This window comes from Pseudomonas sp. MDT2-39-1 (assembly GCF_054898085.1).
Window position 1 is genome coordinate 5434216 of sequence record NZ_CM142716.1, and the last position, 21166, is coordinate 5455381.

Below are 21166 nucleotides of genomic sequence, written 5' to 3' on the forward strand. Positions count from 1 at the left end.
GCCGGCTTGTGCGCTTCGGCCCCCCTCGGTAACTTGATCCCCGTCACTGATTCCCAGTGATCGGGTTTAGTAGCCCGAGGTACGAAGCATGCACAGGCGTCTGTCAGACAGGTATTTCCATGCCTGTACCTGATGGTGGCTGTGCGTAGGGCGCCCTCGGGCGCGCCGGCTTTGTCTTCGTTCCCCGGTCTACTAACCTGCGTACAGCCGCCACCCTTCGTATTAGTAGCGAGGCGTGGCTGCCCACAAGGAACGAATCAATATGTGCAAAGTTACTCCAAACCCGCCAGACACTGATCCGGCATCCCCCTACGAATCACTCGATTCCAAAAAGCTCCACGAAGCCGCCGAACGCGCCCTCGATCACTACCTCAACCCGGCCGCTCTCAAAATCCCGGTCGCCCGCAAACCGAGCACCATGTTCATGGTCGCCCCCGATATCAAAGATGAAGACCTGTTGGCTCACACCTGTGAGTCGTTAGCCTCGGCGAGTGTGATGGCGAGTGAATTCGCGGGGTATCTGCAAGGCCCGCATCGGCATACGGCGATGGCCATTCAGCAGATCATCATGCTCGCAGAGCTGGCAGCGAATCGGATGCTGGATAACGTCGAAATACCCAAGTAGCCGCAGCAAAATCGCGCCATCGTTATTCCCGAGCAAACCTGCTTCCATGTTCAGACTTGAGGGGGGCTCGCGTGACAGCAGGGTCAGGCGTTTATCGCGCCTGGCCCTGCATCGAATTCTGTCAGGCTAAGAATTCAGGGTTGCCGGGCAACATAGAATCTCCCACAGGTTTGCACTTTGATTGACCGGCTCAGACTGCGGATGGCCCTTGAATCCCATGGAACTCCAACGGATGGACGTGATGCACCCAGTGCTCGCTTTATTTGCCGGTAGAGATCACCAAGGTGCCGGCCAGGTTCGGCTGTCCTCGCGAACACCTCGATCTGGAAATACGGGCGATCCTGCGTAGAACAATGCACTGACATAGCAGTCTTTTTTACCGATGGTGGCCAGTAGCTACATTTCTGCCTTGTTACGACGCGAGGCCAAGCGTAGGATGCGCGCCCTGATCAGCATGGCTGAATCGTTTTACCGCAACTCGACATGGATTGTTATGACTGCCCCCTCCCGTTTTTTTGCTCCGCTGTTCTCCCTCTCGCTAATGACGCTCCCTGTGCTGGCCGACGCCAGTTCCGATCGTGCCGATTTGCTTGGGGTTTACCGTCAGGCGGTTGAGCACGACGCGCAGCTGTCGGCGGCGCGGCATGATTACCTGGCCCGGCGCGAAAGTGTTCCGCAAGCCCGGGCCGGTTTATTGCCAACGCTCAACGCGGGCAGCACGGTGGAGTCGGTGCGTCTGCAACGTGATGAGCCAGGCCTCACACGCTCGCGCAGTACCGCGGTATTTCAAGCCAGTCTCAACCAGCCGCTGTTTCGTGCCGATCGCTGGTTTCAACTCGAAGCGGCTCACGCCAGTACCGCACAAGCCGAGCTGGAATTGGGCGCCAAGGAACAAGGGCTGGTGCTGACAACCGCCCAGGCCTATTTCGAAACCTTGCGTGCGCTGGATTTGCTGGCGGCGTCCAAAGCCGAGGAAGCGGCGCTCAAGCGCCAGCAGCAACAGGCTCAGGCGCGTCTGCAGAATGGCGCCTCGAGCATCACCGATGTGCTCGACGCGCAGGCCGCTTTTGACAACGCTGGTGCCAATCGAAAACTTGCCGAGCGCAAGGTTGATGATGCGTATGAAGGGTTGTCCCGTCTGACGCGCCAGGCGTACTCGTCAATCGAAGGCATTGCGCACCAGTTACCGGTGGAGCTTCCGGCCCCCAACGATGCCAATGAGTGGGTGAGCCATGCGGTACGGCAGAACCTTGCCTTGCAAGCCAGCAATTACGCGGTGATCGCCGCCGAGCAAACCCATCGGCAGCGCAAGGCGGGTTATGCACCGACCGTCGACGCGGTGGCGTCGTGGCGCAAGGGCGACAACGACAGCTTTGGCTACAGCAACCCGACGGACTTCGGCCGGGATGGCTACCGGGGCAATGTGGCCCAGGGCAGCATCGGCGTGGAGTTGAACATTCCGTTGTACAGCGGTGGCATGACCCGTTCGCAAGTGCGCGAAGCGACCGAGCGCCTGGCACAAAGTGAAGACGAGCGCGAAGACCGGCGCCGCGAAGTGGTGCAGAACACCCGCAACTTCTACCGCGCGGTCAACTCCGATATCGAACAGGTGATGGCCCGCCGACAGACCATTCGCTCCGGCCAAGCCTCGGTGAAGGCCAACCAGGTAGGCCGTGACCTGGGCTCGCGGAACACCGCTGATGTGCTCAACGCCCAGCGCCAGTTGTACAGCGCGGTGCGTGAATACAACAACGCGCGCTACGACTACATCATCGACACGCTCAAACTTAAACAGGCGGCGGGGACATTGAGCCCCACCGACCTGACTGATCTGGCGATGTACCTGACCAAAGACTACGACGCCGATCGCGATTTCCTGCCGCCCGATGAGCGCAGAGCACTTTGATTGCTGATTCATACAGGTGAGAGAAAGAAATCTCATGCAGTGATGTCACATTGATACTAATTGTTTCAAGATTGATATAACCTGTTGAAAGATTGATGAATTTTTTGCCGTCATTCGGCATGCATGGACGCTTATGAGCAATGAAGGAAGGGGCGCTGAGTCGCCCATGGCAGACACAGGTCTCGTGTGTCTGGTGATGCTGGCCCGGTTTCATTCGGTGGCAGCCTCTGCCGAGCAATTGGCCCACGAGTTCGCCCCCGCGCAACAGCCGTTCACGTCACGTGAACTGCTGCTCGCCGCACGTAAGCTGGGGCTCAAGGCCAAATCGGTCAACACCACCATCGCCCGTCTGGACCGCACGCCGCTACCGGCGATTGCGACAAATAGCGACGGCACCTTTTTCATCATTGCCAAGCTGGATCAAGGCAAGGCACTGATTCAGGATCCGCGTGCGGAGCGCCCTGAAGTCATCACCTTCGAAGACCTGGCGGCGCGCTGGACCGGCGAACTTTTGCTGGTGCGTTCTGAGTCTGGCCTGCCGGGTGAAACCTCGCGATTTGACTTCACCTGGTTCATTCCGGCCATCGTCAAATACCGCAAGTTGCTCGGCGAAGTGTTGCTGGTGTCCTTTGCCTTGCAGCTGTTTGCGTTGGTCACGCCGTTGTTTTTCCAGGTGGTGATGGACAAGGTCCTGGTGCATCACGGCCTGACCACCCTCGACGTGATCGCCGCCGGGTTGTTGGGCATCATGCTGTTCGAGTCCGCGCTCAGCGGGTTGCGCAGCTACGTGTTTGCCCATACCGCGAGCCGTATCGACGTGGAACTGGGCTCGCGCTTGTTCCGGCATCTGATCAACCTGCCATTGGCTTATTTCCAGGCGCGGCGCGTCGGTGATTCGGTGGCCCGGGTGCGTGAGCTGGAGAACATTCGCAGCTTCCTCACCGGCAATGCAATCACCTTGTTGCTGGACGTGCTGTTCTCCGTGGTGTTCGTTTTGGTGATGTTTTACTACAGCGGTTGGCTGACCCTGATCGTGCTGCTGTCGTTGCCCTTGTACGTGCTGGTCTCGCTATTCGTCACCCCTCTGTTGCGTGCCCGGTTGCAGGACAGCTTCACCCGGGGCGCGGAGAATCAGGCGTTTCTGGTGGAGACCGTGAACGGCATCGATACCGTGAAATCCATGGCCGTCGAGCCTCAGGCCATCCGCAAGTGGGACAACCAGATGGCGGCCTATGTCGCCGCCGGTTTCAAGACCCAGACCTTGTCGACCATCGCCAATGAAAGCGTGTCGTTGATCGGCAAACTGGTCACGGTCGCGACCCTGTGGCTGGGCGCTCGATTGGTCATCGACGGCCAACTGTCGGTGGGCGAACTGATTGCCTTCAACATGCTCGCCGGTCGTGTCAGCGGCCCGATCATGCGCCTGGCCCAGTTGTGGACCAGCTTCCAGCAAACCGGCGTTTCGGTGCAGCGTCTGGGCGACATCCTCAACACCCGCACCGAACTGTCCCAGGCCACGCGCAGTGCGTTGCCGCCGCTGCGGGGGCAGATCGAATTCGACCAGGTGCATTTCCGTTATCGCGCCGATGGCTCGGAAGTCCTGCGTGGGGTCAGCCTGCAGATCGCGGCCGGTGAGGTCATTGGTGTCGTGGGGCGTTCCGGCTCCGGTAAAAGCACCCTGACGCGACTGCTTCAGCGCTTGTACGTGCCCGAGCGCGGCCGGGTGCTGGTCGATGGCATGGACCTGGCCCTGGCTGACGTTTCCTCCCTGCGCCGACAGATCGGCGTGGTATTGCAGGACAACATGCTGTTCAACCGCAGCATCCGCGAAAACATCGCCCTGAGCGATCCGGGCGCGCCGCTCGAAGCGGTGATGCACGCGGCCACCATGGCCGGCGCACATGAGTTCATTCTGGAACTGCCCGAAGGCTACGACACCATGGTCGGCGAGCACGGCACCTCACTTTCTGGCGGTCAACGTCAGCGGGTGGCCATCGCCCGTGCCTTGATCGGCAACCCGCGAATTCTGATTTTCGACGAGGCCACCAGCGCCCTGGACTACGAGTCCGAGCGGATCATTCAGCAAAACATGCAGAGCATTTGCGCGGGTCGCACGGTGATCATCATCGCGCACCGGTTGTCGGCGGTGCGCGATGCGAATCGCATTCTGGTGGTCGATCGCGGGCAAATCGTCGAGCAGGGCAGTCATGCCGAATTGCTCGCCCATCAAGCCGGCCACTATTCGCGACTGCACCGTATGCAACAGGGCTGAGCAGCCTTTCAGATAGTTCGTTATTGATCTGTCCACCGCGCCTCATGTCAGGCGCGACGGCAGTCACCGTATTCCGGATTCAAGGATCGATTTCCCATGAGCGCAACGCCTTCATTAATGCAGCGTTACCGCCACGCCTGGCGCGAGTCCTGGCGCCAGCGCAAACAGATGGACAGCGTGCAGCGCCTGCCCCATGAGGCGCAGTTTCTCCCTGCCGCGCTGGAGTTGCAGGACACCCCCGTGCACCCGGCGCCAAGGATCTTCGTCTGGAGCATCATGGCTTTTGCGGTGTTGGCGCTGCTTTGGGCCTGTGTCGGCAAGATCGAAGTGGTCGCCGTGGCTTCGGGTAAGATCGTTCCCAGCGGCAAGACCAAGCTGATTCAATCCAGCGAAACGGCGGTGGTCAGGGCCATTCATGTCAGCGACGGTCAGGCAGTGAAAGTCGGCGAGTTGCTGGTCGAACTCGACCCGACAGCCGCCGACGCCGACGTCAGACGGATTCAAAGCGACCTGCTCGCCGCCAGAATCGACGGCGCCCGCAGTGCGGCAATGCTCGATGCGATCAATCAGCAGAAACCACCGGCATCGCTGATCGGCGCAATCACCGACGCCGATCCGCAACAGGTGCACAGCGCCCAGCGCTGGCTGCAAGGGCAGTATCAGGAATACCGCAGCAGCCTGGAATTGGTCGACGCGGAAATCCTCCAGCGCGACGCCGAAATCCAGTCCGCCCAGGCCCAGGTGGCGAGCCTGCGACAGACCGTGCCGATTGCCACGCAACTGGCCGAGGACTACCAGCGCCTGCTCGCGCAACAATACGTCGCCCGCCACGAATACCTGGAAAAAGAACAGGCGCGCCTCGACCTGCAACGCCAATTGAGCGTGCAGCAGGCCAGCGTTCTGCAATCCACCGCCGCGCAAGGCGAAGCGCGGCGTCGGCGCGAAGGCGTGGTCGCGCAAAATCGCCGCGCCATGCTCGACCTGCAACAGCAAGCCAATCAAAAAGCCGCGAGCCTGGTCGAGGAACTGGCCAAGGCCCGCTACCAGGAAACCCTTACCAGCCTCACTGCGCCAGTGGACGGCACCGTCCAGCAACTGGCGATCCACACCGTCGGCGGCGTGGTCACCCCGGCCCAACCGTTGATGGTCATCGTGCCCGCCGACCAGCCGGTGGAAGTGGAAGCCATGCTGGAAAACAAAGACGTCGGCTTCGTCCGTGCCGGCCAACCGGTCACGGTCAAGGTCGAAACGTTCACCTTCACCAAGTACGGCACCGTCGCCGGTGAAGTGCTCAGCGTCTCCAACGACGCCATCGACGATGAAAAACGCGGGCCGATCTACAGCAGCCGCATCCGCCTGAAAACCGACCATTTGATGATCAACGGCCAACGCGTGGCGCTGTCGCCGGGGATGTCGGTGACGGCGGAAGTGAAGACTGATCAGCGACGGGTGATTGAGTACTTCTTGAGTCCGTTGCAACAGCATATGGATGAAAGTTTGCGCGAGCGTTGAGGGTTGTACGGATTCGGGTGAGAAAGAGTCAGGATTGAAACGATAAATCCATCAATGTCTATGAAGTCGGAAATATTATGAAATTCAAGGTGGGTCATTTGAGCATTGCTCGTGGGTTGAAATTGATACTGGTGGTGGTGGGTGCTCTGACGATTCTGAAATATGGCGCCATAACCCTGTTATCGCTTAGTCCTGATTCCGATGATGATGTGACGAAGATGGCTTATCTGTCTCCAAACGGAAAGTACACCGCTGTTCATGTCACGCGTGCAGGGGGGGGCGCGATAGCGCCGTTTTGCTCGGACACGGTTTTTGTTTTTAACAGCCTGCAGACTACTGATGAAGTTATTGCTCACCCTGAGTACCAGGTTTATTCAGCTGAGTGTGATGTTTTTTTTGACCACGAAGCCTCACCGACAGTGAAGTGGGATTCAGACAGTGTTCTTCAAATCGATTTTGCAATTGGTGCAACCCGGATCGTGAGCCGAGACGTCAAGCTGCGCGCCTCGGACGCCTCTGGAAAGATACAGGTCAGGTTTTCTGCCTATCGCTAGAAATGGAATTTTCAAGTTTCCTCTTGAACGTACAAGAGGATTTTTAAAGTAAGGAAAGCAAGTGGCTAAACTGACGTTGATGCAGGGGCAATTTGGCAAGGACAGTTTTTCTGTACAAACCAAAGATGGAACACTCGTTGCAGCAAAATGGCTGAATGACGGGCTTGGCAGTTATGTTATGGATCCCCAGACCGATCAGCCGTTCATGGTGCCGGCGGATTATGATATGAAAGCCTCGATCGAACACTTCAAGAAAGTCAGGGAGGACTATGATGCGTCCTCTCTCAGCTTTCGGAACAGCCTCTACAGCGATATTTATGAGACCTTCAGGCAAAGTGGCGTGGGGGATCTTCAACGCTCTTATAACGGTGCTTCGCACACGACAGGTGCCGGCTTCGTTCCCAGCTTCACAAATGCCGCCTCTTTCAACTTCGGATTGATTTCAACCGTGTTGGGGCTGACCGAAACGGAAATTATTGGTGGAGGCGGTCTCTATAACCTATACAAGTCCTTCCGCGCCGGTGGTCAAAATATCAAGACTGAAGGCGAGTGGTGGAACAACGAGCCCAATGTCATTTCAATAAAAACCGGGATGTCGATTATTCATCCGGATCGTGACGGGCAACCGCTCATTGATCAGGGCGGACCGGCGTGGACCCCGCCAGCAAACCTGCTGAATATCGAAATCAACCCCGATCCGCAGGCGAGCCATCAGGTACAGCTCGAGAACCAGCGAACACGGGACGCCGCTAACGGCTACATCGATAATGCTGCGACACACAAAATCTTCACCCTCGACGGGATTCTCAACAAAACCGATTTCACCTCCACCCAAATGGCCAGCTTGGCCTCGGGCGGTATTCGGCCGGGTGAAATGCAGCTCGACCCCAACGCTCGCCCCAACACTTACCTGTCGCAGTTCTACCCGACCCCGAGCGCGACCAAGCCGGATTTCAGCCTGCGCAGTGCGGTTACCCTGAACGGTTTGTCGGCAATGTCGACGTTCAATACCTACGTCGACCCGCTGTTGCTGGACCTGACCGGCAATGGCGTGCACATGACCGACATTCGCGACGGCGTGCTATTTGATACCGACCACAGTGGCACGCTCAAACGCAGCGGCTGGGCGGATCGCACCACAGGCATGCTGGTGATTGACGATGGCACTGCCCAGGTCAAAGACGTCAGCCAGATGTTCTCCGAGTATTACGGTGGCAACGTCGGTGTCAACGGCGCGGCGGGCGAGGCGAAGTTCAAGGACGGTTTCGCGGCGTTGGCCAGTGAAGACGCGAACAAGGATGGCGTGATCGATCAGCACGATCCGATCTGGAGCAAATTGCGCGTCTGGGTTGACGGCACGCATGACGCCAAAGTCGATGGCGGTGAACTCAAGACGCTGGCCGAACTGGGCATCACCCAGATCAATGTCCGTGCGGCGGCGTCCCCTCAAACCGAGATGCGTGACGGTAACAAGGTGCTCGCCACCGGTTCGTTCACGATGAATGGCAAGAGCCAGGAAGCATTGGCGGTGGATTTTCTGGGGGATCCGGTCAGCAATATCGTGACCAGCCAAGGCACTGGCACGAGGGTGACCTCGACTACCAGCGGCGCCAACACTCGCACCACCAGCGCTTACGCCAGCCAGAGCACAATGGGTGAAACGCTGGATGCGGCCAAACTGGGCGTGAACAATCTGTACGGCGGTAGCGGCGATGACACATTGATTGCTGCGCCGGATGGTAGCTGGCTTGTCGGCGGTGCTGGCAGCAACGCCTACATCGGCGGTCAGGGCGATGACGTTTTTGTCATCAGCGCTTCGGACGATACAAGAAACATTCGTGGCAATGGCGGCCGTGATACAGCCATTATCGTCGGCACCAAAGACGTCTTCCTGAACATGGCCGGCGCGGGGCTTACCATCGCCGAAGGTGGCGGCGGCAACGACGTCATTATGAGCGGCGGCACCGGCAGCGCGTTCATCAAGGGCGGTTCGGGCAACTCGACGCTGGTGGGCGGCTCGGGCAACGACGTTCTGGTCGGCGGCACCGGCCACAACACCATCATTGGCGGCAGCGGCAAAGCGGTGATTTATGCCGGGCCCCAGGGCGACACCATTTATGCCTCCGAAGCCGGCAGCATCATCCATGCCGGTGGCGGCGCCGATAAAATCTTCGGCGGTGCCGGTAACGACATCATCGAAGTCGGCCACGGCAACGCGACCATCGACGGTGACGGCGGGATCAACCTGGTCACGCTGCACGGCACCCATGGCGACTACCGCATCACCCGCACCGCGAACGGTTATGAAGTGGCCGACAAGGTTGCCGGGCGTGACGGCACGGTGACGCTGACCAATATCCAGAAGCTCAACTTCTCGGACATTTCCGCCGTTGACCTGCTCACCCCCAACGCGATGCCGGCGGCGGATGTGCTCACGCTCGACAAGGCCGGCAAGGCCTTTGATCGCACCCAGGTGCATCTGATCAGTGCCGAAAGCCTGTTGGCCAACGATCAGCGCCTCAACAGTCAGGGCGTGCTGCATATTGCCAACATCGGTGACGCGGTCGGCGGCACGGTCAGCCTCACCGCCCAGGGTGATGTGCTGTTTACCCCGGACGCGCATTACACCGGTCTGATCAGCTTCAAGTACGGCGTGGCGGATGCCGCGGGCAATCTGTCGGCGTCGGTGGTGGACCTCGGTAGCGGCCAGACTGCGCCAATGCGTGCCGGTGTGACCCTGCTGACTCCAGAGGTGCCACTTGATCCTTTGGCGGCTCAGGAATGGTATCTGAGTGACACTAACGTGCTGCCGGTCTGGAAGGACTACACCGGCAAAGGCGTGCGCATCGGTCAGTTCGAGCCGGGAGGCCAGTTCGCCACCGCGCCGGAAATCTTTGATGTCGCGCACCCTGACCTGGCACCGAATATCGATCAGGCCTGGCTGCAAACGCAAAAGACCAACGGCACCTTGCCGGGGCTGGTGTCCAACCACGCGACGATGGTGGCGGGTGTGATGGTCGGCGCGAAGAACGGCATCGGCGGCGTGGGCGTGGCCTACGACGCGAAACTCGGAGGCTACTACCTGGCCGGCAAGGGTGATGACTTGGCGGGACTGGGGCATATGGTCAGCTTCGACATTGCCAACAACAGCTGGGGCTTCACCAATGACTTCGCCCTCAGCAGTTATCAGGACGGCCACTTCACCACGGCCACGGCGCTGAGCATGAATGCGCAGTACGCGGCGAGTAACGGTCGCGGCGGCCTGGGTACGATCATCGTTGCAGCGGGCGGCAATAGCCGTGCTACAGGTGGCAATGCCCAGGGTTCGCTGACCAACAACAATCGCTTCTCGGTGGAAGTGGGAGCGATCAACGCACAGGGCGATTTGTCGACCTTGCAGATTGGCTCTTCGCCATTTTCCAATCCGGGTGCGAGCCTTCTGGTTTCGGCACCGGGCAGCAATGTCGTGTCCACCAGCCACATGCTGGAAACTGACCGCGGCTCCACGTTCGGCAACGATTACTCCAGCATGCAAGGCACCAGTTTTGCCGCGCCGATTGTCTCCGGCATCGTAGCGTTGATGCTCGAAGCCAACCCGAACCTGGGTTATCGAGATGTGCAGCAGATCCTCGCGTTGTCGGCGCGCAAGATCAACGACCCGTCCACCCAATGGAGCGATAACGCTGCCCACGGCTGGAACGGCGGTGGCATGCACACCAGCAATGACTACGGTTTTGGTGAGGTCGATGCACGGGCCGCCGTGCGCTTGTCCGAAGCCTGGATGACCCAGAGCACCGGCGCCAACGAGTACGTCTACAGCGCCTCCAGCGGTGCGCTCGGCAAGCCATTGGCAGCGGGCGCGACGCTGACATCGTCCATCGCGATGCAGGCCGGTTTGAATGTCGAGCACGTCGAAATCGACTTTGATGCCCAGGTCGGGCGTCTTGGCGATCTGACGCTCACGCTGATTTCCCCCGATGGCACGCAAAGCGTGTTGCTCAACCGTCAGGGCAAAGTCCCGGATGGCATGCCGGGCGCCAGTGCCACCGACGTCGGCAGCACGCAGTCCGGGTCGTTCAAGTACACCTTCATGTCGACCCACGACTTCGGTGAGCGTTCGGCGGGTAACTGGACCTTGCAAGTGACCGATTCGGCTTCCGGTCTGCCGGTCACACTCACTACTTGGTCGTTGCGTTTGTACGGCAGCAAAACCACGGCGGACGACACCTATTTCTACACCGATGAATACCTCAAGTCAGTGGTCGGGCAGGCTAATCGCGCGGTGCTGGATGACGCGGTCAATGGTGGGGCGGGCGGGCGCAATACCCTCAATGCGGCGGCTGTTTCGGGGGATACCTCGGTCAACTTGCTGACCGGTGTCGCCAGCATCGGCGGCGCGGCGTTGACGGTTAAAAATCCGTCGGGCATTCAGAACATCGTCACCGGCGATGGCAACGACACACTGGTCGCCGGCATGGCCGATGCCTTGCTTGATGGCGGGCGTGGCAACAACTCGCTGGTGGGCGGCGCGGGCAAGGACTTCTTTGTGGTCCATCGCCGTGAAGCGGGCAGCGATACCCTTAGCAACTTCGAGGCCGGTCGTGGCGAAATCGTCGATCTGGTGGGCTTTGCCAGGAAGGCATTCGCTGATCTGGTGCTGACGCAGCAGGGCGCGGACGTCAAGGTCGACCTGGGCAAGGGCCAGAGCCTTATCCTGAAGAACCAAGTGCTTGCCGGTCTCAGTGCGGCGAACTTCAAGTTCCAGGACACCTTTGTCGCGCCGACGCCTTACGTCAACAGCGACGCGTCAGCGGTCAAGCCGCAGGAGGGGCTGGGCACCGTGGTACTTAACGGTGGCAGCAAAGGCGTGATGTACAGCAGCGATGCCCAGGGCAAACCGCTGGCTTCGCTCAACGGCACGATCTACAGCCATGACAGCGCGACCGCGGACGTGTTCGTGGTGGCGGCCCAGTCCGGCGTCAAGGATTACAACAACGCCTTGCGCGGGTTCCGTCACGGCATCGACAAGATCGACTTGCGCCAGACCGGCGTCACCGACTTCAGTCAGTTGATCATTGAGCACAAGAACCGCGCGACCTTCAATGGCCTGACGCAGATTCACGGGGTGTACGTGACGCGCATCGGTGCCCAGGGCAGCGATGCGAATACCAACCTGCTGTATCTGGATGCGCTGGATGTGGCGCAGATCAGTGCGACGGATTTCCTCTACGCCGACCCGGCACCGGCGGTGGTGCCAACGGTCGGACCGGTGCCGCCGGTGACCGGGCAGCCGACGGTCACGGTGCCGGGAACGCTGACGCCGATTGTCGAGCGCCCTGGCGTCGACAAACCTTCGGTGGTCACGCCGCTGCCTCCCTTTGACCTGCACCCGACCATCAGCGTCCCGACGATTGATCCGGTGCTGCGACCTTCGGTCACGATTCCGGACTTTACGCTGCCGGAGACCAAGACGATTGAGCAGATCCTGGCGGAACGCGGTGTCGACCTGAATCCGAAAGTGTCGGAGCACAAAACCTTTGAACAGATCATGGCCGAGCGTGACGCGAACCGGGGTGCGACGACGCTGCCCGAGCGCAAAACCATCGAGCAGATTCTGGCCGAACGCGGCGTCGGTTCCCTGGAACCATCGAAAGTACCGGATATCGGCCCGGTCGGTCGTGATGTGGGGGACCGTACGCCGATTGATATTCCGAGACCACGGCCGTTTGTCTTCACGGATATCCCTACGGTCGATATCGCTCATCGTGACCTTAATATCCCGACTCGCCGACCGGTCACCGTTCCAGACGTCGTGAGTGCGCAAGATCCGCGCCTGAAGATCGATGACATCTGGGGCGCCGGGCAAACGGTGGACACTACGTTTGCGTCAATCCGGGACAGAATCCGCGGCGGTTCAACACCTTCGACAGCGGACCCTCTGCCGGCGGCCACCGACCCCAACGTCATGACGGTCAAAGGCTTCTTCGCCGATGTCACGCTGGGCGACGAGAGCAAGACCATCAACGTCGAAGCCTCGAATGCCAAAGTGCTTGCCGGCAACGGTGACAACAAGGTGAACGTGACGGGCCGCAGGGGCAATATCACCCTGGGCAATGGCAATAACGTTGTGACCGGTGACGTCGACAAGCTCACCGTCGGCCATGGCAACAACACCATTACCGACTCCGGGTCTTTCGCCAAGGTGAAACTGGGGGATGGCAATAACAAGGTGCTGGTCAGCGGCAACATGCCGACGGTGGAAGTCGGGCACGGGGTCAACGACCTCGAGTTCCGCGGCGGGATGGGCGAGTTGGTATTCGGCAAGGACATCAGCCCCGATCATCTGTGGTTCCAGCACAAAGGGCAGGATCTGCAGATATCGGTCATCGGCAGCAAGCAAGAGGTCACGCTGCACAACTGGTATGCCGATGCCCCTGAACGTCCACGGGACATCATGGCCGGCGACAGTCATCGGTTGATGGACCGTGATGTCGAGAACCTGGTTCAGGCGATGGCGGCGTTTGCGCCGGCGGCACCGGCGACCATGACCTTCGGCGCTGCCGAGCAACAGGCGTTGCAACCGGTATTGGCAGCCAATTGGAGGTAATCACCACGCAGTAGTCCGGTGACACGGCCCGCGATGATTTTCGCGGGCCTTCGGCCGTCTCGCTCGAGACCGGTCATCGTCTTCCCCATCCGCTTTATCGCCCTCAACGTCATACCCGGCTTGATGCTGTTTCCGGTTCCTCTTGAATGCACTCACGTGCCGACGGGAATCCATTGCTTCCCCTTAATAGGAAGCATTACTATTCACGCCCCGTCTCCACAGCACACCGCAATGACCCCCAAGTTGCCCCGCAGACACGGCTTTTTCGAGCATTACGAAGAGTTGGTTGGCACCTGGACCCGTCGCCTGAGAAATCGTCAGCAGGCCGAGGATCTGGCCCACGACACCTTCGTGCGGGTGCTTGAGTCCGATTCGTCGGCGGTGGAGCAACCTCGGGCGTATTTGCACCAGACCGCGCGCAACATCGCGGTGGATGGTTATCGGCGGGAGGACCGGCGGGGCGCCATGGAGTCGGAGGCGGTTGATCACAGTGTGTCGTCGTCCGGCGACCCGGAGCATTTCATGCATGCGATCCAGTTGGCTGATTCCATCGAACGGGCGCTCACCGAACTGCCGGTCAACTGCCGCAAGGTGTTCGTCTGGCAGAAGATCGAAGGCCTGACCCAGGCGGAAATCGCCGAACGCCTGGGACTGTCCAAGAACATGGTGGAAAAGTATATGATCCGCACCTTGCGGCATCTGCGCGACCGCCTCGACGGACTGCACCCATGATCGGCCGCGCCTTCTCACCCCCAGCCAAACAGGAACTTCCATGATGGATACTCGTGATTGTGCGTGCGGGCAAACAACGGTTCGCGACGACGCGGCGCGGTGGTTTGTGCGGTTGCAGGAACCGGCCGTGGACGTCGAAGAGTACCGGCGTTTCGAAGCCTGGCTGGCTGAACATCCTCAGCATCGCGACGAATTTCAACTGCTTCAGGGCCTGTGGTCGGCGGCCGATCTGCTGCCCGCCAAGCGTCTGCAAGCCCTCTGCGAAATCCTGCCGGCCCGTCGCAAACGTCAGCCGCTGGTGCGTTACGCGGTGGCGGCCAGTGTGTTGGCCGTGGCGCTCGGGTTGGGGCTGTTCAGCGGTTTGAATCATCCGGCGACGTACACCGCCGAATATTCCACGGCATTGGGCGAGCGTCGCCATGTGGCGTTGCCCGACGGTTCGGTGATCGACCTGAACAGCCGCAGCCGCGTTCAGGTGCATTATGAAAAGGACCGTCGCGGCATCGAGCTGACTGAAGGCGAAGCCATGTTCAGCGTCGAGCACGATGCCAGCCGACCGTTCGTGGTCGAGGCGGGCAGCGGCAAGGTGACGGTCACCGGCACGCGTTTCGATGTGCGCCGCGACCTGACAGAAACCCGGGTGGCGGTGGAGCAGGGCACGGTGAAGGTTCAGGGCCAGGGGCCTGATGTCATCAGCCTCACCGCCGGCCTCGGCACTCGCGTCGATGCCAAAGGCGTGGTTGCTGCTGCTTACGCGGTCAATCCGGCAGAACTGACCGCGTGGCGCAGCGGTAAACTGGTGTTCAACAACGCCAGCCTCAGCGAGGTCGCCGCAGAAGTCTCGCGCTACCGCGAGAAGCCACTCACGGTCGGCAACGACAAAGTGGGCAATCTGCGCCTGACCAGCGTGTTCAGATCCGACAACACCGACGCACTGCTCAAGGCCTTGCCGAGCATTCTGCCGGTGGTCGTGCGGACCCTCGATGACGGCAGCCAACAAATAATTTCAAAATAGATTCAGGTTTTTTTTGAGTTCTTCGTCTTCTTGTCCAACTGCAACTGGTTTGCATTAACAGCCGCACACTCTTGCGATCTACAGGACAATGTTCGACGTGAAGAAAACCACCGCTAAAAACAACAATTCCCCTTGGCTGCGACTCGCGCTCGCCCTGGCCGTCAGTGCTGCGTTACCGCAGGCATTCGCCGCCGACGGCATCCATATTCCCGCGCAGCCGTTGGGTCAGGCCTTGAGTGAGTTGGGGCAGCAGACGTCGCTGCAGGTTTTCTTCAGCCCTGAACTGGTGGCCGGCAAACAGGCGCCAGCCGTCGACGGCGACCTCTCGCCGGAGCAGGCGTTGCGCCAATTGCTGCAAGGCAGCGGCCTGCAATATCAGATCGATGAAGGCTCGGTGACCCTGACGCCCGCGCCGACTTCCGCAGCGGCCGGCCCGATCGAACTGGGCGTGACCGACATCAAAGTGGTCGGCGACTGGCTTGGCGATGCCGACGCGGCGGTGGTGCAGAACCATCCCGGCGCCCGTACGGTGATCCGCCGCGAAGCCATGGTCGAGCAGGGCGCCATGAACGTCGGCGACGTGTTGAAGCGCGTACCTGGCGTGCAAGTCCAGGACGCCAACGGCACCGGCGGCAGCGACATTTCCCTGAACGTCGGCGTGCGCGGCCTGACATCGCGCCTGTCGCCCCGCTCTACGGTGCTGATCGACGGCGTGCCGGCAGCCTTCGCGCCGTACGGCCAGCCACAATTGTCCATGGCGCCGATTTCCTCCGGCAACCTCGACAGCATCGACGTGGTGCGCGGCGCCGGTTCCGTACGTTATGGGCCGCAGAACGTCGGTGGCGTGATCAACTTCGTGACGCGCGCGATCCCGGAAAAAGCTACCGGTGAGATCGGCACCACCCTGGAAACTTCCCAGCACGGCGGCTGGAAGCACATCGACACCGCATTCCTCGGCGGCACCGCAGACAACGGCATCGGCGTGGCGCTGTTGTACTCGGGCGTGAACGGCAACGGTTACCGCGAGCGCAACAACGGCAATGACATCGACGACGTGATTCTCAAGACTCACTGGGCGCCCACCGATGTCGACGATTTCAGCCTCAACTTTCACTACTACGACGCCAGCGCGGACATGCCTGGCGGCCTGACCCAGAAGCAGTACGACGCCGACCCGTTTCAGTCCGACCGCAACAACGACAACTTCAGCGGGCGCCGCAAGGATGTCTCGTTCAAGTGGACGCGGCAGCTCGACGACCGCACCCAGGCCGAAGTGCTGACTTACTACACCGACAGCTTCCGTGGCAGCAACATCGCCGCTCGCGATCAGAAAACCCTGGGTTCGTTCCCGCGCACTTACTACACCGTCGGCATCGAGCCGCGGGTGTCCCGTGTGTTCGACGTCGGCCCGACCACCCAGGAAGTCAGTGTCGGTTATCGCTACCTCAAGGAAGCTATGCACGAACAGGCGAGCCGCCTGGCGCTGGTCAACAACGAACCGGTGGTGCGTCCGGGTTCGGACGGGCATGTGTACCAGGACCGTACCGGCGGCACTGAAGCCAACTCGGTCTACGTCGATAACAAAATCGATGTCGGTAACTGGACCATCACCCCTGGCATCCGCTTCGAACACATCAGCACCGACTGGCACGACCGCGCCGTGCTCGACACCGCCGGCAGACGCGTACCGGAGAAGAACCGCAGCATCGAAAGCAACGAGCCGCTGCCGGCCCTGAGCGTGATGTATCACCTGTCGGAAGAGTGGAAGCTGTTCGCCAACTACGAAACATCGTTTGGCAGCCTGCAGTATTTCCAGCTCGGCCAGGGGGGCGCGGGGGACGAACCGGCCAATGGCCTGGAGCCGGAAAAGGCCAAGACCTATGAAGTCGGCACGCGCTACAACAATGAGGTGTGGGGCGGCGAGTTGACGGCGTTCTACATCGACTTCGATAAAGAGTTGCAATACATCAGCAACGACGCAGGCTGGACCAACCTCGGCGCGACCACGCATCAGGGCATCGAGGCATCGGTGCACTACAACATGGCGGCGCTGGACCCACGACTCGACGGCCTGACCGCCAACGCCGGGTTCACTTACACCCGCGCCGTGTATGAAGGTGAAATTCCAGGCTTCAAGGGCCGTGACCTGCCGTTCTACTCGCGCCAGGTAGCGACCGCCGGCCTGCGTTACGACATCAACCGCTGGACCTACAACCTCGACGCCTTCGCCCAGTCCAAGCAGCACTCACCAGGCGTTGCAGTGAACGCCGACGGCAGCTTCACCAACAACTACATCACCGAAGGCAGCGCCGATGGTCAGTACGGCGACATTCCGGGTTACGTGACCTGGAACGTGCGTGGTGGTTACGACTTCGGCGCGACGCTTTCGAACCTGAAAGTCGGCGCCGGGGTGAAAAACATCTTTGACAAGCAGTACTTCACCCGCTCCAGCGACAACAACTCGGGGATGTACGTCGGCGCGCCGCGCACGTTCTTTGTCCAGGCCAGCGTCGGGTTCTGATAGACCGAGGTGACTTCATTCGCGAGCAAGCCCGCTCCCACAGGTTCAGTGGCGTTCATGGATTTTGTGTTCGACACGGACACTGTGGGAGCGGGCTTGCTCGCGAAGGCGGCTTCACAGTCGACAAAGCTGTTGTGTGACACACCGCTTCGCAATCCGACTTGCCCGCGAAGCTTTTAAACCCTCAACACTTTCCCGCCAATGGCCACCGCCACCAGCAGCACTGCCATCAACCCAAACGCAAAACTCAAACTGCTGGCATGGGCGATAAACCCGATCACTGCCGGGCCCGCGAGTATCCCCGCGTAGCCCAAAGTGGTAATGGCCGGCACCGCAATGTGCTCAGGCATGACCGTCTGTTTACCGACCGCGGTATACAGCACCGGCACAATATTCGAGCAACCCGCACCCAGTAACGCATACCCGACCAGCGCAGCCTCCCAGGCCGGCGCAAACGTCGCCAACGCCAGACCCGCCGCCGCCGTCAGGCCGCCGAACACCATCACTCGAGTCGCCCCCAGACGCCGGACAATCCTGTCTCCAGTCAGCCGCCCGGCGGTCATGGTCAGCGCAAACGCCGCGTAACCCAGGCCCGCGTACGCTGTGTCGATCCCGCGTTCCTGCACCAGGAACACCGCGCTCCAGTCGAGCGCCGCGCCTTCGGCGAGGAATAAGATGAAACACATGCCGCCGATAAACAGCACGATGCCATGGGGCACCGCAAACGCAGGTCCCGAGCTTTCGCTGCCGTAAGGCAACAGGTGCGGCGCCGCTTTGAGCAAGGCCAGCACCAGCACGACAATCACCACCGCCATCGCCCCGAGCGGCGAAAGACCCAGGCCGAGCAGGGCGCTGACACCCGCCGCGCCGACAATCCCGCCGAGGCTGAACATCCCGTGAAACCCCGACATCATGTTCTTGCCGCTGGCGCGTTCGACGATCACCGCTTGCAGGTTCACCGTCGAATCCACCGTGCCCAGGCCTGCGCCGAACATGAACAGCGTGGCGATCAATGCCGGTATCGACGACACCGTTGCCAATAACGGCAACGCCGCGCAAATCAATAACGTTCCTCCGGTTGCCACTCGACGGCACCCGAAACGGGTCGCCAAGTGGCCAGCCATCGGCATCGCCAGAATCGAGCCCACCCCCAGGCACAGCAGCAACAGCCCGAGCGTTCCTTCGTCGAGCCCGGCCCGCGCCTTGGCATACGGCACCAGCGGCGCCCACGCGGCGATGCCCAGACCAGCGATGAAAAAGGCGATGCGGGTGGACATCTGTTCCAGGCGTCCGGGAACAAATGTGGCTTGGGTATTGAGGTTGGTCATATCGATCCTTGGCAAAAAACGTCGCGTACCCAAGGGACAGTGACTGACCCATGGGGTTCGGTCAGCGTCCGCGCAGGTTTGCGGTCAGGCAGGGCGACATCGTTGCACAGCCGGCGCCTGTGTCGCGAGTGCAAGTGCTTCCATTGATCGGTCGGTTTACGGAGGAACCTGTAAATTCTGACAGTTTACAGCACCTTTTTTTGCGCCTAGAACGAAGCCAGCTGTTCGCGATACATCAATGACTTGGTGATCAGGACAGACTGGAGGCGATATGGATCATCCCACTCAGGTTTTACTCTTGAAATCTCTGCTCACAATGATTGAGCAGCGACAGACCAGCATGGCCGATGCCATTTACTTGAACCCTGTCGAGTCATATACCAGCCTCGTTCAGCTGCAACGGGAACAACGGCATCTGTTTGACTTGCGACCCTTGATGATCGGGCTTGGCTCGCAACTGGTTTGCCCGGGTGACTACCTGACCGACGATTTAAGCGGTGTGCCGGTTCTGGTCGTGCGCGACAACGAGGGATCATTGAACGCTTTCATCAATGTTTGCCGACATCGTGGTGCGAGGCTGCTGATCGGATCGGGAAACATCGCGGGTGCGATGACCTGTCCGTATCACGGCTGGGCCTATGGTCTGGATGGGCGGTTGCAACGGCTGAATCCACCCGGCAGTTTTGAGGGGTTGAGTTGCGCCGAACGCAATCTGACTCGCCTGAGTGTTCTGGAACAGCATGGGTTGATCTGGGTACACCCGATGCCGGGCGGGCAGATCAATGAAGCCGAAGTACTCGAACCGTTGGCCAATGAGGTTAGGGATTTCGGCTTCCAGCATTACTCGCACTACGAAACGAGGCGTTTACGCAGGCACTTTAACTGGAAAGTAGTGATCGATACGTTTCTGGAGAACTGGCATTTTTCAACCCTGCATCGGCAAACGGTGCTGCCGATTTTTATACCCAATACCAGTCATTTCGAAGGACTCGGAGCGAATTTACGGCTGATCATGCCGCGTCGCTCCATTGTCGAGTTTGTCGGTCAACCCGAAGAGCAATGGGACCTGCTCCGGTATTCGGCAATTATCTACCTGCTGTTCCCCAATACGCTTCTGGTTTGGCAGGGCGATCATCTGGAGGTGTGGCGGATATTTCCCGCAGGCCCGGGATGCGTCGATCAATGCTTTATCGAAGTGTCGCTGCATGTTCCAACAGCACCAACGTCGTCAAAAGAGAAAGATCATTGGGACAAGAACATGACCCTTCTTATGAAGACCGTCGATGGCGAGGACTTTCAAATGGCCAGACATCTACAGAAAGGTTATGCCTCCAGCGCGCAACGCTACCTGACATTCGGCAGAAATGAGCCGGCCCTGCGCTATTTTCATTGTGCGATTCAGACGGCAATCAACGGGCAGTAAAGCGTGTCACTGCGATGACCTGCGTCCCTTCCACCAAGATGTGCAAAAGCGCCGCCGGACGGGCATGCTCCCCGTCGAAACATTCAACAATGACGGTGTTGGCCGCTGTCGCCTGAACCGACAAGCGATGTGCATGGCGCAGCAGGCGTTTGATCACGGCACTCAGGGACGTGGGAGGTTTGCCCTTGCGGACTTGCTCGCAAAACGCGAGCGCCACCTCACGCGGTGGAGGTGCGGGAGGTGAGACAATTGCGGCTTCGTCAAACAGTCGATTGAACTGATCGGCCGTGACCACGGCCCTCGGGAAACCGACGAAGGCTGAAGCCTGCAGTACTATCCCGGTGATCTCTCCCGGCGCGAGCCCCGAGGCTAACCCCGTCTTGAAATGCACGCTCAACGGTGGCCCGACCATGCCGGCCGCGACAATCGCGGCGAGCGACACCGCTTCGCGCAGACGAGGGTCCAGGTCCGCACGACCATGCAAGTAACCGTAAACGACACCGACCGCCAGTTCGCCCAGGGCCGGAACCGTTCTAAACAGTGCGTCCAGTCGGGCGCCGCCGTCAGGCACCAGGTCGATAAAGGTTTCCCGGCCCTCGTGGTACAGCGTTTCCATGGGATTTAGTGGTTGTTTGCTGCTCATGCCGCGTCCTCTTTTCAGACCTGCAACA

General features: G+C 60.1%; 12 protein-coding genes. 10 read left to right on the top strand and 2 right to left on the bottom strand.

Features of this window, described 5'->3' with window-relative positions; translation table 11 throughout:
• The first annotated feature begins 262 nt into the window (after window positions 1-262).
• From ACYZTM_RS25250 to ACYZTM_RS25290, 9 genes are all read left to right on the top strand, one after another.
• A complete protein-coding gene (locus ACYZTM_RS25250) occupies window positions 263-625 on the top strand; it encodes a DUF6124 family protein (RefSeq protein ID WP_131059864.1) in 363 nt (120 codons plus the stop codon).
• 493 nt (window positions 626-1118) lie between these two features.
• Complete coding sequence (locus ACYZTM_RS25255) at window positions 1119-2531, top strand: TolC family outer membrane protein (RefSeq protein ID WP_461985239.1); 1413 nt, start codon at window positions 1119-1121, stop codon at window positions 2529-2531.
• 133 nt (window positions 2532-2664) lie between these two features.
• On the top strand, window positions 2665-4803 hold the full coding sequence (locus ACYZTM_RS25260; RefSeq protein ID WP_131059866.1) for a type I secretion system permease/ATPase: 2139 nt from the start codon (window positions 2665-2667) through the stop codon (window positions 4801-4803).
• Between the two features lie 96 nt (window positions 4804-4899).
• Window positions 4900-6315 (top strand): HlyD family type I secretion periplasmic adaptor subunit, encoded by a 1416-nt coding sequence (locus ACYZTM_RS25265; RefSeq protein ID WP_461985241.1) that lies wholly within the window; start codon window positions 4900-4902, stop codon window positions 6313-6315.
• A gap of 77 nt (window positions 6316-6392) precedes the next feature.
• Complete coding sequence (locus ACYZTM_RS25270) at window positions 6393-6869, top strand: hypothetical protein (RefSeq protein WP_131059868.1); 477 nt, start codon at window positions 6393-6395, stop codon at window positions 6867-6869.
• A gap of 835 nt (window positions 6870-7704) precedes the next feature.
• Complete coding sequence (locus ACYZTM_RS25275; RefSeq protein ID WP_461989209.1) at window positions 7705-13476, top strand: S8 family serine peptidase; 5772 nt, start codon at window positions 7705-7707, stop codon at window positions 13474-13476.
• Window positions 13477-13707: 231 nt separating this feature from the next.
• Window positions 13708-14208, top strand: coding sequence for a sigma-70 family RNA polymerase sigma factor (locus ACYZTM_RS25280; RefSeq protein ID WP_131059869.1), 501 nt, complete (start codon window positions 13708-13710; stop codon window positions 14206-14208).
• Between the two features lie 40 nt (window positions 14209-14248).
• The gene (locus tag ACYZTM_RS25285; RefSeq protein ID WP_461985244.1) at window positions 14249-15223 is read left to right on the top strand and encodes a FecR family protein; all 975 of its coding nucleotides are present in this window, start codon (window positions 14249-14251) and stop codon (window positions 15221-15223) included.
• Between the two features lie 97 nt (window positions 15224-15320).
• Window positions 15321-17744 (top strand): TonB-dependent siderophore receptor, encoded by a 2424-nt coding sequence (locus ACYZTM_RS25290; protein ID WP_461985246.1) that lies wholly within the window; start codon window positions 15321-15323, stop codon window positions 17742-17744.
• Between the two features lie 176 nt (window positions 17745-17920).
• On the opposite strand, the gene ACYZTM_RS25295 is transcribed toward ACYZTM_RS25290, so the two are convergent.
• On the bottom strand, window positions 17921-19072 hold the full coding sequence (locus ACYZTM_RS25295) for an MFS transporter (RefSeq protein ID WP_461985248.1): 1152 nt from the start codon (window positions 19070-19072) through the stop codon (window positions 17921-17923).
• Window positions 19073-19343: 271 nt separating this feature from the next.
• Here ACYZTM_RS25295 and ACYZTM_RS25300 point away from each other — a divergent pair, with 271 nt between their 5' ends.
• Window positions 19344-20495: an aromatic ring-hydroxylating oxygenase subunit alpha gene (locus ACYZTM_RS25300; RefSeq protein ID WP_461985250.1), complete on the top strand. Its 1152-nt coding sequence runs from the start codon at window positions 19344-19346 to the stop codon at window positions 20493-20495.
• On the opposite strand, the gene ACYZTM_RS25305 is transcribed toward ACYZTM_RS25300, so the two are convergent.
• Window positions 20482-21138: a carboxymuconolactone decarboxylase family protein gene (locus ACYZTM_RS25305; RefSeq protein WP_461985252.1), complete on the bottom strand. Its 657-nt coding sequence runs from the start codon at window positions 21136-21138 to the stop codon at window positions 20482-20484. The two genes, ACYZTM_RS25300 and ACYZTM_RS25305, sit on opposite strands and share 14 nt — an antisense overlap.
• Window positions 21139-21166 lie beyond the last annotated feature (28 nt).

Coding starts and splice junctions, on each gene's coding strand:
- ACYZTM_RS25305 (WP_461985252.1), bottom strand. CDS start 21,138: ATGAGCAGCAAACAACCACTAAATCCCATGGAAACGCTGTACCACGAG.
- ACYZTM_RS25260 (WP_131059866.1), top strand. CDS start 2,665: ATGAGCAATGAAGGAAGGGGCGCTGAGTCGCCCATGGCAGACACAGGT.
- ACYZTM_RS25270 (WP_131059868.1), top strand. CDS start 6,393: ATGAAATTCAAGGTGGGTCATTTGAGCATTGCTCGTGGGTTGAAATTG.
- ACYZTM_RS25280 (WP_131059869.1), top strand. CDS start 13,708: ATGACCCCCAAGTTGCCCCGCAGACACGGCTTTTTCGAGCATTACGAA.
- ACYZTM_RS25300 (WP_461985250.1), top strand. CDS start 19,344: ATGGATCATCCCACTCAGGTTTTACTCTTGAAATCTCTGCTCACAATG.
- ACYZTM_RS25265 (WP_461985241.1), top strand. CDS start 4,900: ATGAGCGCAACGCCTTCATTAATGCAGCGTTACCGCCACGCCTGGCGC.
- ACYZTM_RS25255 (WP_461985239.1), top strand. CDS start 1,119: ATGACTGCCCCCTCCCGTTTTTTTGCTCCGCTGTTCTCCCTCTCGCTA.
- ACYZTM_RS25285 (WP_461985244.1), top strand. CDS start 14,249: ATGATGGATACTCGTGATTGTGCGTGCGGGCAAACAACGGTTCGCGAC.
- ACYZTM_RS25250 (WP_131059864.1), top strand. CDS start 263: ATGTGCAAAGTTACTCCAAACCCGCCAGACACTGATCCGGCATCCCCC.
- ACYZTM_RS25275 (WP_461989209.1), top strand. CDS start 7,705: ATGGCCAGCTTGGCCTCGGGCGGTATTCGGCCGGGTGAAATGCAGCTC.
- ACYZTM_RS25295 (WP_461985248.1), bottom strand. CDS start 19,072: ATGACCAACCTCAATACCCAAGCCACATTTGTTCCCGGACGCCTGGAA.